This window comes from bacterium (assembly GCA_016124905.1).
Lineage (GTDB): Bacteria > Pseudomonadota > Alphaproteobacteria > Rickettsiales > RI-342 > RI-342.
In genome coordinates this window covers 1-17,643 of record WGMV01000025.1, presented here as the reverse complement: position 1 = coordinate 17,643, position 17,643 = coordinate 1, and the positions used below count along the sequence as shown (strand labels likewise).

Sequence of the window (17,643 nt, the reverse complement as noted above, 5' to 3'; positions counted from 1 at the left end):
CCCTCATAGGCTGCAAATGGTGGTTTGCTGCGCTCCGATGCTCACGTCCTGAGGTGCGCTACGCGTCGGTGCTCGCACACCATCTGTTTTCGCTCCATCATGGAGTGTTTGTGATTTCATTCACTCTTTCGTCATTCCAGCGAAAGCTGGAATCCAGCGGTGCTTGCCCATGACAAAGCCATGCGTTTACATGATGACCAATAAGCCTAACGGCACGCTGTATGTGGGAGTAACGTCGGATTTACCCAAACGGGTGGCGCAGCATAAAGCAGGGGATATGGAAGGTTTCACCAAGCGTTATGGTTTGCATATGCTGGTGTGGTTTGAGGTGCATGAATCCATGGAGCAGGCAATTCTGCGGGAGACGACTATCAAGGCATGGAAGCGGGTTTGGAAATTACAGGCCATTGCGGCGCTGAATTCTGAATGGAAAGATTTGTATGCGTCCTTGTTTTGAGGGACGCATTATCTGTTGGGTATGAGGTTGTGGAGACGTTGGCTGGATTCCAGCTTTCGCTGGAATGACGGTTGGGGAGTTAATGATTAATGCCTGAAATGCCGTGCGCCGGTGATGACCATGGCTAGGCCGAGCTTGTTGGCAGCATCTAACACTTCCTGATCGCGCATGGAGCCGCCGGGCTGGATGATGGCGGTGATGCCGGTTTTGGCCGCTAGCTCGATGCTGTCGGGGAAGGGGAAGAAGGCATCGGAGGCGAGGCTGGCGCCTTTCAGCAGGTTGCCATGCATTTTGGCGGCGCGGCCGAGGGCCTGTTCGGTGGCGTCCACGCGGCTGGTCTGGCCGCCGCCGATGCCGATGGTGGCGTTGTTGCGCGCCACGACGATGGCGTTGGATTTCACGTGTTTGACCGTGCGGAAGCCGAAGAGCATGTCCGCCCATTCGGCCTCGGTGGGTTGACGGGTGGTGGCCACGGTCATGTCCTCACGCGTCACGCGTTTGGCATCCAAATCCTGAAGAAGAAGGCCACCGGCGACGCTGCGGGCGGCGAGGCCGAGCTGGGCGGGTGAAGGCATGCCGCCGGTTTTCAGCACACGCACATTGGGTTTGGCGGAAAGGATGGCAAGGGCCTGTTCGCTTACATCCGGCGCGATAATGACCTCGGCGAAGAGCTTGGCAATGGCTTCGGCCGTTTTTTCATCAAGCGTTTGATTGAGGGCGATGATGCCGCCGAAGGCGCTGACGGGGTCGCAGGCGAGGGCGCGTTCGTAGGCTTCCAGCAAATTCTTGCCGGTGGCGGCGCCGCAGGGGCTGGCGTGTTTGACGATGACGGCGGCCGGTTCATCAAACTCGGCGGCCAGCAGCCAGGCGGCGTCGGTATCGTTGATATTGTTGTAGCTGAGTTCCTTACCTTGCAGCTGCTCGGCGGAGGCGACGCCGGGGGTGCTGCCATCGGTGACGTAGAAGGCAGCTTTCTGGTGCGGGTTTTCGCCGTAGCGGAGGGATTGCTTGAGCTCGCCCGCGAGGGTGAAGCGCGTGGGCCAGTTGCCGCCCGCGAGGTTGGCATTGCACCAGGTTGCGATGGCGGCATCGTAGCTGGCGGTGCGGGCATAGGCTTTGGCGGCCAGACGCTGACGGAGGTCGAGGCTGGTGGCGCCGCGGTTGGCCTGCATCTCGGCGATGACCTGGGTGTAGTCCTCAGCTTCGGTGACGATGGTGACGAAGCGGTGGTTTTTGGCGGCCGAGCGCACCATGGAGGGGCCGCCGATGTCGATATTCTCGATGATTTCCTCATGGCTTGCGCCTTTGGCGACGGTGGCCTCGAACGGGTAGAGGTTGACCACGACGAGGTCGATATTGCCAATGCCGTGCTGGTCCATCGCGGCGCGGTGATGTTCGTCGTCGCGCACGCCGAGCAGGCCGCCGTGGATTTTAGGGTGGAGCGTTTTGACGCGGCCGTCGAGCATTTCGGGAAAGCCGGTATAGTCGGCCACTTCAACGGTCGGGATATTGGCGGCCTGAATGGCCTTTGCGGTGCCGCCGGTGGAGAGAATCTCAACCCCATGCTTGTGCAGCACTTCCGCCAGGGCGATGAGCCCGGTCTTGTCGGAAACGGAAATAAGCGCGCGTTTGATGGGAACCAGCATGGGATGACTCATTATGATACTCATTATGATAGGGAAGCCTGCGCTATAGCCCGGATGCCGACGGGCCGCAAGTTTGTCATGGTTGATTCATCTTTGTTTAGAGACCCCCTCACCCCAGCCCTCTCCCACAAGGTGAGAGGGCTGGGGTGAGGGGGAGGGGGCGCTGCGCATAGACGTTAGGCGGCGAAGCTTTCCGCCAGGCCGTTGGGGTCATATTCCTCTACCAGCATTTGCAATGCCTGGAGCATTTTGGTCAGGTCGTGGCTGGCGGCGAGGCGTTCCAGCGCATCGGCGTGGCGGCGGGCGGCGCGGCCGGCCAGCGGGCGCGGTTTGGCGAGCAGGATGCCGTGGAAGGGGGTGCGTTCCGGCGCTTCGTCGTGGTAGAACAGCTCTTCAAAAAGCTTTTCGCCGGGGCAGATGCCGATGGTTTCGATGGTGATATCCTTGCCGGGGATGAGGCCTGAGAGGCGGATCATCTTTTCGGCCATTTCGATAATGCGGACGGGTTCGCCCATATCGAGCACAAAGATCTGGCCGCTTTTATGGGCGGGGTCCATCCCCGCCACGCTGGCCTGAAGCACGAGATGGACGGCTTCCTGAATGGTCATGAAATAGCGCACCATGCCGGGATCGGTGATGGTGATGGGGCCGCCGGCTTCCAGCTGCTTGCGAAAGAGCGGCACGACCGAGCCGGTGGAGCCCAGCACGTTGCCGAAGCGCACGGTCATGAAGCGGGTGGGGTGCTTGCTGGAGGATTCCTCCCCCAAAGCCTGACAATAGAGCTCGGCGGCGCGTTTGGTGGCGCCCATCAGGCTGGTGGGGTTCACGGCCTTGTCGGTGGAGATCATCACCATGGCCAGCGCGCCGGATTCGCGCGCGGCATCGGCCAGGTTGCGCGTACCGACCAGGTTGGTCATCACGGCCTCGAAGGGGTTTTGCTCGGCAATTGGCACGTGTTTGATGGCGGCGGCGTGGAAGATGAGTTCCGGCTGGTAGGTTTGCAGCAGGTGATGGATGGTGGGGCCGTCGCGCACATCGGCCAGCAGGCTGATGCGCTCCACCTGCGGGGCAAGGGCGGCGATGTCCTGGTCGATATTATAAAGGCCGAGTTCGGAATGATCGAGCAGTATGAGGCAGCCGGGCTCCACGGCGGCGATGCAGCGTGCCAGCTCGCTGCCGATGCTGCCGCCCGCGCCGGTGACCAGCACGCTGCGGCCACGGATGAGGGCGTGGATATTTTCCCACGCGATGGGGATTTGGGCACGGCCGAGGAGTTCTTCAATGGCGATGGGCTTGAGCTTGTTTTTGTCCACGGCATTCTGAAGATGATCGAAATCCGGCAGTTTGGCCATGGAAAGGCCATGCTTCTCCGCAATGGCGAGAATGTTGCGGACGCGATCAGGCTCCAGATAAGGCTGGCTCAGGATCAGTTGCTGCGCGGGCGTGCCTTTGTTGCCGAGCTTCCAGAGGATTTTTTCGAGATGCGCATAGCTGCCCATGACCTTGACGCCATGGATGTAGCGGCCGCGCAGGCGGGGGTCGTCATCAGCAATGGCCACGACTTTGTATGGTGTGCATTCGGCGCGCTGGGTGCTGCGCAGGAACATCTCGGCGTTGTTATCCATGCCAAGCAGCAGCACGGGGGTGCGATGGTCCGGCGGGAAGAGCCAGCTCCAGCGGTCGCCCAATATCATGGCGATGTTGCGCTCGCGCAGCAGGCGGTAGAGCAGGCGCGGGCCCGCCAGCAGCGCGGCCAGCAGCAGCCAGTTGATGACGAGGGCGGAGCGGGGGTAGCCGTCCAGGCGTGTGACGAGGAAGAGCAGCGGCAGGAAAATCAGCACGGCCAGCGTGGCGGATTTGCAGATGGTCACCACATCCTGCATGGAGGCATAACGCCACATGCCGCGATATTGCTTGCTGGCAATGAAGACGCCGACGCAGACCAGCACAAACATGAGCATGCCCGGCCAGAGCAGGCCAGGAATCTGCCCTGACTGGCTGCCACCCAGACGCAGATAAAGCGCCAGCACATAGCTGATGGCCGCCATGGCCGCATCATGCGAGACGGCGATGACGTTTTTGTGAGACCAGAAAGGCCTGAATGTTTGCTTCATGAAGATGCGCGGCGGCTGAATTGGATAAATACTAATAGCCCAGAGCCATAGGCAAGCGCAACCCAGACCCATGCCCATTCGGCGGGCATGTTATAAAATAATGCAATCCAGACGAAATTAAGGGCGGAAAGGGCGGCAAGGATGACGCAGATGCGCCGGGGGGAAAGGCCACCGCGCTTGGCTTTTTGGTAGGCGTGCTGGGAATGGGCTTCGAAGATGCGTTCTTGTTTCAGCAGGCGGCGGATGAGGGTGATGGAGCTGTCGATCAGGTAATAGCTTGGGATGATTGCCGCCGCCAGCCAGTGGCCTCCTTCACCCAATTTCAGCAGAAACCAGCCGAGGATGAAACCGAGCGGAATGCTGCCGACATCGCCAAGGAAAATTTTCGCGGGCTGCCAGTTCCACACAAGGAAGCCCGCCACGCTGGCGCCGAGGATCGAGATGTAGGCCAAGTGGGCGCGGTCCATATCCGTGAACATGACCGCCATCCAGATGGTGCCCGCCATGCAAAGGGCCTGGCTGCCGGTGATGCCGTCGATGCCGTCCATGAAATTGGTGAGGTTGATGAACCAGAGCCAGATGAGCGCGGCGATGGCATGGTCAAGCCAAAGGGGCAGGAAGGAAAACCCGAGAATGGGCGTATGAAAAGTGAAAAGGCCAGCCAGCACGGCAAGCGCCTGCATGGCCAGGCGGATGCGTGCGGAAAGCCCGTGCCGGTCGTCCTGCCAGGAAAGCCAGGCGAGGCCGGTGGCTGCGAGCAGGATGGGCCAGAGCCCTTCGGGCACGGTGTGTTTTTGCAGGCTGCTTTGCATCCAGGGCACCAGCGCCCACATGAGGAAGGTGACGCCCATTACAGCCAGGCCGCCGCCGCGCGGGGTGGGCAGCGTGTGGTTGCTGCGGGCGTTTGGGGTGTCCATGATCTGCTTGTGGTGCAGCCAGCGGATGAGGAAGCCGGTGGCGGCGAGGGAAAGTACAAAGGCCATGAGGGATGGAAGCGCAAGCACGTAGAAGGCTTCGAACCAGAATGGCAGCATTCCTAGTACTCCCTAATCAGCACTCAGGCACGTTGACGGCCAGGCCGCCAAGCGAGGTTTCCTTGTATTTGCTCATCATGTCCTTGCCGGTTTGCAGCATGGTGGCGATGACGCGATCGAGCGAGACGATATTGGTGCCTGCTTCATGCAGCGCCAGTTTGGCGGAGCCGACGGCCTTGATGGCGCCCATGGCGTTGCGCTCGATGCAGGGGATCTGCACAAGGCCCATGATGGGGTCGCAGGTCATGCCGAGATGGTGTTCCATGGCGATCTCAGCGGCATTCTCGATCTGGTTCAGCGTGCCGCCGATAAGGGCGGCATAACCGGCGGCGGCCATGGAGGAAGCCACGCCGACCTCGCCCTGACAGCCAACCTCGGCGGCGGAAAGAGATGCGCCGTGCTTGTAAAGCATGCCTATGGCGCCGGTGGTGAGCAGGTAGACCTGAATGGCATCGGCCCGAGGGGTGCGGGAATGGTGCAGGTAGTAATATAATACGGCGGGGATGACGCCCGCCGCGCCGTTGGTGGGTGCGGTGACGACGCGGCCGCCCCCGGCATTTTCCTCGTTCACCGCCATGGCGTAGACGCTGAGCCAGTCCATGGCGCCGCTGACGCGCTCGGGGTTGGTGGTGCCGCGCAGGCTCTGGTAGATGCCCGGCGCGCGGCGGCGCACGTTGAGGCCGCCAGGGAGGATACCCTCGCCATGAATGCCGGTATCGACGCAGTGACGCATGACGTCCCAGATGTCGTTGAGTTTCTCACGAATGGCATCTTCGCCGCGCCAGCAGCGCTCGTTGGCCATCATCACCTGGTGGATGTAGAGGTCGTTTTTCTCGCAATGTTCGCGCAATTCGGCGAATGTTCGGAAAGGATAGGGCTCCTGCTTTTCCACCAGCGCCGTGGTGCCGCCAATAGGGTTGCCCTCGCCATCCACCACGAAGCCGCCGCCGATGGAATAATAAACGGACTCCATCAACAATTTTTCGTTCTTTCCATAAGCGACAAAGCGCAGGCCATTGGCATGCATGGGCAGCACGTCGGCCTTGCGGAAGATGACATCATTTTTGAAATGGAAGGGCACGGCGTAACGGCCCACCAGTTTCAGGCTGTCGCCTTCCTTGATGGCGGCGGGACGTTTGCTGAGTTTGTCGAGGCCGACCGTTTCGGGATATTCGCCTTCCAGCCCGAGCAGCACGGCCTTGTCGGTGCCGTGGCCGATGCCGGTGAGGGCGAGTGAACCGTAAAGCTCAACCATGACGCGGGTGATGGAAGATGGTTCATGCGCCATCAGCAGGGTGTTGGCGAAATGGGCGCTGGCGCGCATGGGGCCAACCGTGTGGGAACTGGAAGGGCCGACGCCGATGGAAAAAAGATCGAAAACGCTTAAGGACATTGATAGAATAAACCCAGGGAAAGAACTGATTTATCTATGGGGCAAAGGGACTGCGCGTTCAATGGAAATCCGCGCCGCAACGCAGCAAGGGGAGATGGACGCCATCCGCAGGCTCTGGCGTGAATATGAGGCATTTCTGCAGGTGGACCTTTGCTTTCAGGGGTTTGAGGAAGAGCTTGCCGGGTTGCCGGGGCGCTATGCCCCGCCCAAAGGCGGGTTGTTCGTGGCGGTTGTGGATGGTGTCATTGCCGGTACGGCGGCATTTTACGCACAAGGGGAGGGGGTGGCAGAAATCAAGCGGCTGTATGTCACCCCTGCCTATCAGGGATTGAAGATTGGCCGGTTGCTGCTGGCGCATGCGATGGACCAGGCCGAAAAAGCCGGATACAAGATGCTGCGCATGGACAGCATGCGACGACTGGAAGCCGCAGGAAAACTTTATCAGCAAGTGGGGTTCTATGAAATTCAGCCGTTCAACCATAGCCCTCATGATGACGCCTATTACATGGAATATCGTTTTGGGGAGCGCGTGCGCTGAGGAAAGTAGCATGCGCTTCTCCAGCCCGGTGGATTGCGCTCCGGGGCGGTGCTTCGTGCAGAATTATGTGGATACGGACCCCGGCGAAGGCAGGCGGGATTATCAGTGCGGCGCCATGACCTATAATGGGCATGACGGCACGGATGTGCGGGTGAAGAACATTGCCGACATGCAGCGCGGCGTGCCGGTGCTGGCAATGGCCGACGGCACGGTGAAAGCCGTGCGCGACGGCATGGAAGACAAGGACCCGCGCCAGCTGCCCGGTGGGTTGCCTAAGGGCAAGGACTGCGGCAATGGCGTGGTCATTGACCATGCGGATGGCTGGCAGTCGCAACTATGCCATTTGCGCAAAGGATCGGTCCAGGTGCAGCCGGGGCAGCAGGTGGTGCGCGGGCAGAAGGTGGCGATGCTCGGCCATTCGGGCAATGCGCAGTTTCCGCATGTGCATGCGGAGATTCGTAAGCATAACATCTCTGTGGACCCATTCACCGGGCGCATGGTGCCGGAAAAGGGCGAGAATGATGCGGGATGCCACCCCGAAGGCGCGCAGCCGCTGTGGGATGAGGCGGCGCTGAACCTGCTGGCCTATAAGCCGGTGAACCTGCTGGGGCACGGGTTTGTGGAAAAGCAGGAAGAGCTGGAACCCGCGCGTGCGGGGACGGACCCATTTGTGCAACTGCCCACGGCGGCCCCCGCGCTGATTGCCTGGCTGGAAGTGGCCGGCGCGCGCGAGGGTGATGTGATGGATATGCAGCTGATGGCGCCGGACGGGCGCGAACTGGTGAAGCGCCATGAGGTGCAGCCGCGGCCGCAGGCAACCACGCTCTGGTCATTCGGGCTGAAGCAGCCTGCAACCGGGTGGGAGAAGGGCAGCTACACGGCGCATTTCGTCATGAAGCGCGGCGCGCAGGAGATTTTGCGTGAGGACTGGAGTATGCCCGTCCGTTGATGCGTTACTTGCGTCCGCCGCCGCGTTTCATCAGACGGGATGTCTGGTCGATGGTGAAGAGCTTGTCGCTCAGGTCGCTGCCATAGACGAGGTTGCTCAGGCTCAGACGGGTGAGGTTGCCGGTGGCGTCCAGCACCTCCAGCTGGCTGAGTGAGACGGGGTTTTGCGTGAAGATCAGCGTCAGGCTGCCATCCTTCGGCGTGGTCTTATCCTGAATGGTGAGTCGCAGCGTGTTGGCGCGGCGCTCAGCTTTGGCAAGCTTCACATCTTTCGCAATGTCCAGCTGCGGCTTGGCCAGGATGCTGGCAAGGTTGTCGCGCGTGGGAACATTGCTCACCTGGTCTAGTTCCAGGTCATGATAAATCATGTTGTTATTATTGCCGATGATGAGCAGCGGGATGGGCGGCTCATATTGCCAGCGGAAGCGGCCCGGGCGCTTAAGGAAGAATTTGCCGTAGCCGATGGAGCCGTCCGGCGCAACCTGCGTGAAATCCGCCACCAGGGAATGGATGTTGTTGATGTATTTGTTCACGGCTTCGATATCCGCTGGTTTGGCGGGGAAGGCCTCCTGTGCCTGCGCGGGGGCGGCCAGCAGAAGCATGAAGCAGAATATCAAGCGTTTAGCCAAATGTTTCATGGGATTGTTTCGTATGGGTGACGTTTATGGATGAATCTGTTACAGTCCCCCTCTCTAACAGGTATTCATAAAAACACCAGTTACGGTCTTGTTAGGTATTATAAGCCATCGATAAATCAGGGAGATCGCTATGGAAGGTTTCGCAGCCAACAGCATGGGCATGTTGATGCTGGTGATCACCGCGGCCGGGGCGTGGGCCGTGATTGCGCTGTGGCGCGCGCTGCAGGACAGGCAGCACCTGATCGGCGAGCTGAATGCCGCGCAGAACATGGCGCATTCGCTGGAAGTGCAGCATGAGCAGGTGAGTAACCGCCTTGCCGCGCTGGAAGAGGAGATCGACGCCGCGCGCGAGGCCAAGACCGAGGCGTTGAAAGCGCAGGTGACGGCGGAAACACGGATGGAAGAGCTGGAAAAACAGCTCGTGAAAGCCTTTGAAGAGCGCACCCAGGCCATCAGCCGCGCCGAAATGGCCTTCACGCAGAAGCAGGCGGCCGATCAGCGCGTGGCGCTGGTGCAGCAGGATATCAAGGCGATGGAAGAGCGCATGCGCGACTGGGAGACGCTGAAGGAACAAAGCCTGCATGCGGCGAAAGCCTCCGTGCTTGAAGCGGGCCACCAGCTTTCCAGCAAATTGCTGGAAGACCACAAGCGCGAGGCGGAGGAAGCCCGCAAGCAGCAGGAGGAATCCACCCAGAAAACCACGCAGGGGCTGACCAAGGAATTCCAGACGGTACTGCAGCATGTGGCCACGCTGCGTGAGCAGGTGGGCGAGCAGCGCGGCACGGTGGAGCGTGTGTGGAAGGCCTTGACCGTGCCGGGCGAGGTGGGGCGTTTTTCCGAAATCGGCCTGGAAAATACCCTCAAAGCATTCGGTCTGCAGCCGGGGCGGGATTACCGCATGCAATACAGCGTGGAAGGCGAGGCCGCCAACAAGCTGCGGCCGGATGCGATCATCTTTCTGCCGCATGAAACGGTGATGGTGATCGACAGCAAGGCCAGCCAGTTTCTGCTGCAGTTCGGCGCGGCGGAAGGTGAAGTCGCCAAGCTGGAGGCTGCTAAAAACCTCAAGGGCAGTATGCAGCGCCACCTGAAAGGGCTGGCCGCCAAGGATTACGAACAGGCCGTGCGCGCGGCACATAAGCAGGCTAACGGCAAGCAGGGCATCCGCCGTGTGCTGAACGTGATGTATCTGCCAAGCGAAGCGGCGCTGGACCATATTCAGCAGGCGGACCCGGAATTCACCCAGAGCTGCATGAACAGCAATATCATCCTGGCAGGGCCAACCGGTCTGGCAGGGCTGATGGCGCTTTGCCGCATGGAAATTCAGCTGGCGCAGCAGGCGGAGAACCAGGAACTCATCATGCAGACCGTATCCGAATTGCTCGACCGTACCGGCGTGGCGCTGGGCAAGGCCGGGGCCATTGGCAAAAACCTGAAGCAGGCGGCGGAGCAGTATAGCGAGTTCTCGGCCTCCGTGAATGGTCGTTTGCTGGCAACCGCACGCAAACTCGGCAAACTTGGCATCCGCCCGGCCAAGAACAAGGATCTGCCAAAGCAGCTGCCGAGCTTCTCGGTGCTGGAGGAAACGCACATGATCGAACTGGAAGCCGAAGAGGCGGTGGAGGAAGCCGCGCAGCCGATGCAGTATCTCACCAATGGGGATGATAAGGCGGAGGCGGCTTAGGGCGTCCTAGGCCACCGTTTTGTAGGTGCCGTCGGCGGCGTTGGAGGTGAGGATGGCGCCGTCGTCCCGGTCCGCTTGCGTCGCGATGGAATGGCTTAATGCCTGCAATTCATCCAGCAGGGTCAGGAAGCAGGATTGCCGCTGGTTATGGAACGCGGCCTCCTCGGGCGGCAGTTCGCGCACGGTGCGGTGATCATCCAGCGGAATGGAGAAATGCCAGGTGCTCGCTTTTTCCAGCGGCAGTTCGGGTGCGTAGCCGCGTCCTTCATGATCGGAACGGGCAAGCAGGTAGTCGCGCGCATCATGCACCGCCAGCACGCGGGTGATATCCACCGTGCCGCGCAACGCATCCAGCGAGCAGGCAAGCTGGGTGTAATTGCTGTTGATGGTGGATTGTGCATCGGGCAGGGCGGTTTCCGCCGCCTGCTGAAGCCGCTTCATCAGGGGGCCGAAACCGCCCGCCGCATCGCGCGCGTAGGCCAGTTCCACGCCGGGAAAGGGCAGGTTGTTCACCAGTGTGGTATTCCAGATGACGTAAAGCATCCAGTCGCCCAGCATGTCGTTGTCGATAGGTTGTTGAAACTCCGTTGCCAGCCGGGTGCGAAGCTGTTCCAGGCAGTTGCTTTCATGCATGCATTTATAGAGTTCGTTCAAGGTCATGCCTTCGATGCTGCGCTCGATGGCGTCCGTCGGAAGGTTGTCCAGCGCGGGGAAGGTGAAATGTTCGCTGCTTTCGCGTTCATTGAGGTTGAGCCCGGCATCGTCCACCATGATGAGCACGTTGCTGTAACCCACGCCGAAATGATCGAGTAGAAAGCGTGTAGCCTGGCGTCCGGCATCCGTCTGGTTTCCATCCTGGTCACGCGTCATGCCGATCTGTTTCATGGCGTCGAAGGCCGCGGCGAGTTTTTCCTCGGCGTTGCCGGAATAGCTCAGGCTGGTTTCCAGTGGGCTTTGGAAGGCGAAGGTGACATGTCGGCCGTTGCCGTCGCGAATATCGGCATGGGCCATCAGATGCTCAATCTCTCCGATATCGGTGACGGTGATGTGCGCATATTCCGGCCTGTTGGCGATGGCGGCTTTTATATCCTCCAGCTTTTCAGCGGTGCGCGAAAAGAGGATGACCAGCTTGCGGTCATCCCATTCGGGAATATTGCCCTGCCACTGCGCGGGTTGATAATGCGGGCCGTTGCGATAGCGCCACCAGCCTTCGGTCATTTTCTCGGCGCATTCTTCCAGGCTGCCCGCAAAATGGATGTTCCAGTCACGCGCAAGGCCTTCCTCGTCGATCTGGAGCAGATCCAGCAGCGGGGTCCAGAAATCGCCTTCGCGGTGGATGACCACCGGTTTGGCGAAGATATTGCCTTCGTGGATATGCGGATTGCCGCCATGGGTATTGTTGCCGTAATATTCCGCCAGCGACTTGTGCTGCAGCAGGTTGATGAATTGCAGCATGCTGTACATGCCGCCACGGCTGGGCACCAGAAACCCCTCGTAGGCATGCAGGTCGCGGTATTGATGTTCATCGATGTTATCCAGCGCCACGCGGATGCGGGGTAGCGTATCTTCCGGCTCCAGGGTGCTGGCCAGGTCGCTTAACAGGATGTTCATGGCCTGCGCCTGATATTGCACCGTTTCCACCGGTAAGGAGTGCAGGGGCGTGCGCATGCCGGGCGTCGTCAGGATGGCTTCGGGCGTGGCATTGATGAGGTTGGCGGCTTCCATGCGTTCCAGCATGGTTTTAACGGCGTCGCGCACACCGGTTTGCAAGGGCTGGTCCTGCCCTTCCTCCCGCTTCAGGAAAGCGGCGGTGTTGCGGCATACCGACAAGACCTGTTTGTAGAGAACGCTCAACGGGTGCTTGTTGATCGCCGTGCAGTTATTGTACATGTTAAGTCCCTGTGCGAATGCTTCGTTGAGCATCCGTTTTTGTATAGTCTCATAATATTACACAGGCGGGACAAGGCCAGAGAATTCGCCGCTGCGGCGCAGCAATGCAGGGTTTTCAGGCGGATATGGCAGAAAGAAAAAAGCCCCGCAGAGCGGGGCTTTTTGTTAGGTGTCGAGGAAGCTTCGCAGCTTGCGCGAGCGGCTCGGGTGTTTGAGCTTGCGCAGCGCCTTGGCCTCGATCTGGCGGATACGCTCACGCGTGACCGAGAATTGCTGGCCCACTTCCTCCAGCGTGTGGTCGGTGTTCATGCCGATGCCGAAGCGCATGCGCAGCACGCGTTCCTCACGCGGGGTGAGGCTGGCGAGAATGCGCGTGGTGGTTTCGCGCAGGTTGGACTGGATGGCGGCCTCAAGCGGGAGGACGGCGTTCTTGTCCTCGATGAAATCGCCCAGCTGGCTGTCTTCCTCGTCGCCGATCGGCGTTTCGAGGCTGACCGGCTCTTTGGCGATTTTCATGACCTTGCGCACTTTATCGAGTGGCATGGCGAGGCGTTCGGCCAGTTCCTCCGGCGTCGGTTCGCGGCCGATCTCGTGCAGCATCAGGCGGCTGGTGCGGACGATCTTGTTGATGGTCTCGATCATGTGGACCGGGATGCGGATGGTGCGGGCCTGATCCGCAATGGAGCGGGTGATGGCCTGACGGATCCACCAGGTGGCGTAGGTCGAGAATTTGTAACCACGGCGGTATTCGAACTTATCGACCGCTTTCATGAGGCCGATATTGCCTTCCTGAATCAGGTCGAGGAACTGAAGGCCGCGGTTGGTGTATTTTTTGGCAATCGAAATCACCAGACGCAGGTTGGCTTCGATCATTTCCTTTTTGGCGCGGGTGGCGTCGCGTTCGCCCTTCTGCACGGCCTGGACGGATTTTTTGTAATGGGCGATCTCCATTTCCTCTTCCAGCGCGAAGCGGTGGATGCGGTCGTTCAGTTCGTCCACTTGTTTTTTATATTTCTCTTTCAGCGTGCTGAACCCCGGTTCCTTGCTTTTGACGGCTTCGTCCAGCCAGTCGCGGTTGAGCTCGTTGCTGTAGAAAAACTTGAAGAAGCTCTTGCGCTGAACTTTGGCATCGGTGGCGAGCTTGAAGAGTTCGGTCTCAATGGCGATCAGCTCTTTGTAGCGGCCGTTGATGCGTTCCAGCAGGCGGTCCAGCACGGGGTTGCTGAGGCGAAGGTTTTCCATGAGCGCCACGATGCCGCTGCGCAGCTGGGCGTATTGCTCCTTGTCCTTGTCGGTAAACGGCTTGCCGTCGATGGAAGCCTGAAGCTGGCGATCAAGAAAGCCTTTCAGCTTTTTGGACTGTTTCACATAGAGCCCGAAGGTCTCCATCATGTGCGGCAGCAGCTTGGTTTCCATCGCGGTGATGGAAATGGCGCTATCATCCTCATCGTCCTCGTCTTCTTCCTCTTCGGCTTTCTCGCCTTCTCCTTCTTCTTCCTCTTCTTCATCCTCGTCGTCGATGGAATCTTCTTCCTCATCGTCCTCGAAGTCGTCTTCGTCCTCATCGCTTACCTTGCGGGAGGCGCGGGTCGGTTTCTTTTCGGCTTTAGCCGGTTTGGCGGCTTTGGCTTTCTTTTTCTCCTCTTCCGCTTTCTTGGCGGCTTCGGCCTCGGCCTTTTTCTTTTCTTCGGCTTTCCGTTCCTCGGCGGCTTTCTTTGCGGCTTCGGAGTCTTCCTGCTTGCCGCTGAAGCTTTCCTCGCCCGGGATGGCGGGCAGGCTGTCAGGCCCTGCGCCGTATGTGGCGTCGAGGTCAATGATGTCGCGCAGCAGCAACGTGCCTTCACTCAGGCTGTCATACCATTCGGCGAACTGGCGCATTACCATCGGCAGCTCCACGAGGGAGCCGATGATCATCTGGCGGCCCTGCTCGATGCGTTTGGCGAGTTCGATTTCTCCTTCGCGGGAAAGGAGTTCCACGCTGCCCATCTCGCGCAGGTAGAGGCGCACGGGGTCGTCGGTGCGGCCGATATCGGAAACTTCTTCCTGAGGTTCGGCTTCGTCTTCCGCTTCGGCGGGAGGGGGCACGAAACCGGTGTCGTCGTCATCCTCGTCGAATTCGCCGCCCGTGTTGGCGCGCGTATCGCGGTCGATCGGCTTGCCTTTGGCATCGCGCACGGAAATGCCGGATTCCACCAGTGTGGCGACAATGCCTTCAATCTGTTCAGGCGAATAAACATCGGGCGGGAGGATGCCGTTCAGTTCATCGAAGGACACATAGCCCTTGGTTTTTCCGAGCGCGACGAGCTTTTTGAAAATGCTGCCCGCTTCCGCCGCCTGTTGAGCGGCGGTGGCGGCTTTGGAGGATTTGTCGGTGTTTTTTGCGGACGTCTGCACCGCGGCGGAGGCCTTATTGGACTTAAGGAGGCCTGCCTTGGTGGTGGTATCGGTTTTTTGCACGGGCGCTGCTTTGGGCGATGGTTTGGAAGGCGTCTGTTTAGCGGAGTCAGCTTTACCTGCAAGTGCTTTTGTTGCCTTTGGTTGCGGCTGCTTGGCGATAGGCTTGACGGGTTGCTTTGAAACCGGTTTGGATGTCGCTGATTTTGCAGAAGCTTTTTTCTGCGGCGGTTGCTTCACCGGTGGTTTTTTTGTTTTTGCCACAGGCGCGGATTTTTTCGCAATCTGCTTAGCCGGTTTTTTGGGAGCCGTTTTTGCGACGGGTTTTTTCACCAGCTTGACGGCAGGTTTTTTTGCCACCGGTTTTTTTGGGGCGGTTTTTTTGGGGGCGGGTTTTTTCGCAACCTGCTTGATGGGTTTGGTAGGTGCTTTTACCGGTGCTTTTTTTGCCTTGGCGGGTGGGGCTGCTTTTTTAGGCGCAGGTTTGGCCACCGCTTTCACCGCTGGTTTGCTTTTGCCCTTGGCAAGTGCCTTGGCGCCGGCCAGCATTTTTGCAGCCAGGCTTTTGGCCGTGGAGGGTTTGCTGGAGCTTGCTTTTACGACTTTAATGGCGGGCTTTTTGTTGCTGGAGGTTTTCTTTACGGGTTTTGCGGCTGGTTTGGCAGAGGTTTTGGCCATGTTTGCGTCCTACGTCAGAGCCCAGATAAAAGAATAGCATATTTATTGGCATGGTAACCCATGCCACCAAAAGCGCGTATCATGCGAATTTTTACATAAAGTTAAAGCGCTTTTTTATTTAACCTGTTTTTTAAACGGCTTTTCCGGCCCTGTTTCGAGAGGGGGAAACAGGTCGGGGAAGCCCGGCAAGGCCTTTTTCATGCTCCGCCATCTGGCCGAAAAGCTGCATGGCGTGTACATGAGGCGGATGAAGACTGGCCTCATCCGGAAAGGTAAATGCCTGTAACCGCGCGATAAGCTGCGCCACCGCCGGGGCATCAGGCGGGAGCGCGCCCATCAGGCGGTCATTCAGCAGATAGGTTTGCAGATGGCGCATTTCAAGGCTTTGCAACTCAAGCGCGGCCAGGGCCTCTTCCACATCGGCCCGTTCTACGAGATCGGGGTGGCGCATAAGCCAGGCCATGATGGGGATGGCGCGCATGTCACGGCTGGGGGCGGCCAGGCTGCTGCGGGCGGGCTGGTTTTTGGGTGCGGGCTGATAGCGCATGCGTCCGGAGGCCGGGTTTGCCCTGGCTTTGCTGGCCGTAAAGGCGGCCTGGCGCGCTGCCTGTTTCAGTTCGTAAAGCTTGGCACGGAAGAAATCCCCGAGGGATTCCCGGTAAAAATCATCCTTCACCTTCTTTTCCAGCTCACGCAGGTTGCGGCCAAGGCTGGCGAGCTCTTCGGGTGTGGCGTGCGGGGCGGCATTCAGGCGACTTTGCCAGAGAGCCTGCGACAGAGGAACGGCCTGAGCAAGGCAGGCCTCCATTTTGGCGGTTCCATCCGGTTTTTTCAGCAGGCTGTCGGGATCTTCTCCGGCTGGGAGGATGGCGAAGCGCAAATCCTTGCCGGATTGCATGAGAGGGAGGGCCATATCGGCCACACGGAGCATGGCGCGCTGACCCGCCGTGTCACCGTCCAGGCAAAGGATGGGGCGGTCGGACAATTGCCAGAGGGTGCCCAGATGTTCTTCCGTCACGGCGGTGCCAAGCGGGGCGACGGCTTCTTCCATGCCCGCCTGCACGAGGGCGATGACGTCCATGTAGCCTTCCACCACCAGCACGCGGTTGTTGTCGTGCGCGGGTTTGCGGGCGGTATCGAGGTTAAAAAGCGTCAGGCGTTTTTGGAATAGCGGGGTTTCGGGGGAGTTGAGGTATTTCGGCTGGCCTTCACCCAGAATGCGCCCGCCGAAGGCGATAACCTTGCCCTGGCGATTTTTGATAGGAATCATCAGGCGGCTGCGGAAGCGGCTGTAGGGCTGGCTTCCCGCGGCTTCGGGCGCGATCAGCAGGCCGTGTTCGATCATCAGGCGGTCGTCAAAACCCAGTGTTTTTAGATGCGTGCCCAGAGCCTGGCGGTGGTCCGGCGCCAGGCCGATGCGATAACGCGCCTGCATGGTCTGGCTCAGGCCGCGCTTGTCGAGGTAGGCGCGGGCCTGCAACCCGGCTGGGCTGGCGAGCTGGCTTTCAAACCAGGCGGCGGCGGCCTCCAGCATGGCATAGGCGCGTTCGTGCTGCGGGCGGGCGGCCTGCGGTTGGCCGGTGGAAGAAAAGCTTGGCTGCTCCGGCAGGGGGATGCCCGCCATGGCGGCGATGTCGCGTACGGCATCGGCGAAGCTCATGCGCTGATGTTCCATCAGGAATTTGATATGATCGCCATGCGCGCCGCAGCCGAAGCAATGGTAAGACTGGCGGTCATCCTGCACCTGGAAGGAGGGGGTTTTTTCCTTATGGAACGGGCAGCAGGCCTTCCAGAGGCGGCCATTGCGCTTGAGCGGAATGAAACGCGCCAATACCTGCGAAACCGGGACGGAGTCTCGAAGCCGGTCCAAGAACTCGCGTTGATAAGTAGGGGCTCGGGGGAAGGTGGTCATGCGGAATGATTAACATATTTACGCGGGTTTCCAAAGCAGTCAAAAAAATGAAAAATTGATTGACGCATGCCCAATGGTCCATTAAACGCTCGCAAGTTTGCCCGGAAAGATAGTGAGGACCCATGGCGTCTGCCCGCCCTGCCTATAATGCTGCCTTGGTTTTAGATGATGGCGATGTGTTTTGGGGAGAAGGTATTGGAGCAGAAGGGGAAGCCATTGGCGAACTTTGCTTTAACACGGCCATGACCGGCTATCAGGAAGTGATGACCGACCCATCCTATGCCGGGCAGATCATCACCTTCACCTTTCCCCATATC

14 protein-coding genes are annotated in these 17,643 nt (G+C 59.6%); 6 read left to right on the top strand and 8 right to left on the bottom strand.

Annotated elements, in window-relative coordinates:
* Positions 1–169: 169 nt before the first annotated feature.
* Complete coding sequence (locus GC177_06755; protein MBI1275654.1) at positions 170–457, top strand: GIY-YIG nuclease family protein; 288 nt, start codon at positions 170–172, stop codon at positions 455–457.
* An 86-nt stretch (positions 458–543) separates the two neighbouring features.
* Here GC177_06755 and purH read toward each other — a convergent pair whose 3' ends face one another.
* From purH to GC177_06735, 4 genes are all read right to left on the bottom strand, one after another.
* Positions 544–2,115, bottom strand: coding sequence for a bifunctional phosphoribosylaminoimidazolecarboxamide formyltransferase/IMP cyclohydrolase (purH, locus tag GC177_06750; GenBank protein ID MBI1275653.1), 1,572 nt, complete (start codon positions 2,113–2,115; stop codon positions 544–546).
* A 164-nt stretch (positions 2,116–2,279) separates the two neighbouring features.
* Positions 2,280–4,295, bottom strand: a complete 2,016-nt coding sequence (locus GC177_06745; GenBank protein ID MBI1275652.1) for an NAD-dependent epimerase/dehydratase family protein — start codon at positions 4,293–4,295, stop codon at positions 2,280–2,282.
* Positions 4,214–5,251 carry a hypothetical protein gene (locus tag GC177_06740; GenBank protein MBI1275651.1) on the bottom strand — a complete coding sequence of 346 codons (1,038 nt, stop codon included), beginning with the start codon at positions 5,249–5,251 and terminating at the stop codon, positions 4,214–4,216. Before GC177_06740 ends, GC177_06745 begins: the two co-directional genes overlap by 82 nt.
* 16 nt (positions 5,252–5,267) lie before the next feature.
* Positions 5,268–6,644, bottom strand: coding sequence for an L-serine ammonia-lyase (locus tag GC177_06735; protein MBI1275650.1), 1,377 nt, complete (start codon positions 6,642–6,644; stop codon positions 5,268–5,270).
* On the opposite strand from GC177_06735, the gene GC177_06730 reads away from it, so the two are divergent.
* Together GC177_06730 and GC177_06725 are read left to right on the top strand one after the other, a co-directional pair.
* Positions 6,574–7,182, top strand: coding sequence for a GNAT family N-acetyltransferase (locus tag GC177_06730; protein MBI1275649.1), 609 nt, complete (start codon positions 6,574–6,576; stop codon positions 7,180–7,182). The two genes, GC177_06735 and GC177_06730, sit on opposite strands and share 71 nt — an antisense overlap.
* Entirely contained in the window at positions 7,103–8,131 is a 1,029-nt protein-coding gene (locus GC177_06725; protein MBI1275648.1) for a peptidoglycan DD-metalloendopeptidase family protein, read from the top strand. The genes GC177_06730 and GC177_06725 overlap by 80 nt, the downstream gene beginning before the upstream one ends.
* A 4-nt stretch (positions 8,132–8,135) precedes the next feature.
* On the opposite strand, the gene GC177_06720 is transcribed toward GC177_06725, so the two are convergent.
* Entirely contained in the window at positions 8,136–8,768 is a 633-nt protein-coding gene (locus GC177_06720; protein ID MBI1275647.1) for a hypothetical protein, read from the bottom strand.
* A 130-nt stretch (positions 8,769–8,898) separates the two neighbouring features.
* On the opposite strand from GC177_06720, the gene rmuC reads away from it, so the two are divergent.
* Entirely contained in the window at positions 8,899–10,452 is a 1,554-nt protein-coding gene (gene rmuC, locus GC177_06715; GenBank protein MBI1275646.1) for a DNA recombination protein RmuC, read from the top strand.
* 6 nt (positions 10,453–10,458) lie between these two features.
* Here rmuC and GC177_06710 read toward each other — a convergent pair whose 3' ends face one another.
* Complete coding sequence (locus GC177_06710; protein ID MBI1275645.1) at positions 10,459–12,342, bottom strand: hypothetical protein; 1,884 nt, start codon at positions 12,340–12,342, stop codon at positions 10,459–10,461.
* Positions 12,343–12,507: 165 nt separating this feature from the next.
* Positions 12,508–14,736: an RNA polymerase sigma factor RpoD gene (rpoD, locus tag GC177_06705; GenBank protein ID MBI1275644.1), complete on the bottom strand. Its 2,229-nt coding sequence runs from the start codon at positions 14,734–14,736 to the stop codon at positions 12,508–12,510.
* Between the two features lie 37 nt (positions 14,737–14,773).
* On the opposite strand from rpoD, the gene GC177_06700 reads away from it, so the two are divergent.
* Positions 14,774–15,451, top strand: coding sequence for a hypothetical protein (locus tag GC177_06700; GenBank protein MBI1275643.1), 678 nt, complete (start codon positions 14,774–14,776; stop codon positions 15,449–15,451).
* A gap of 93 nt (positions 15,452–15,544) precedes the next feature.
* Here GC177_06700 and GC177_06695 read toward each other — a convergent pair whose 3' ends face one another.
* Complete coding sequence (locus GC177_06695; GenBank protein ID MBI1275642.1) at positions 15,545–17,326, bottom strand: DNA primase; 1,782 nt, start codon at positions 17,324–17,326, stop codon at positions 15,545–15,547.
* A 122-nt stretch (positions 17,327–17,448) separates the two neighbouring features.
* Here GC177_06695 and GC177_06690 point away from each other — a divergent pair.
* A partial coding sequence (locus tag GC177_06690) for a carbamoyl phosphate synthase small subunit (protein MBI1275641.1) occupies positions 17,449–17,643 on the top strand: 195 nt, incomplete at its 3' end.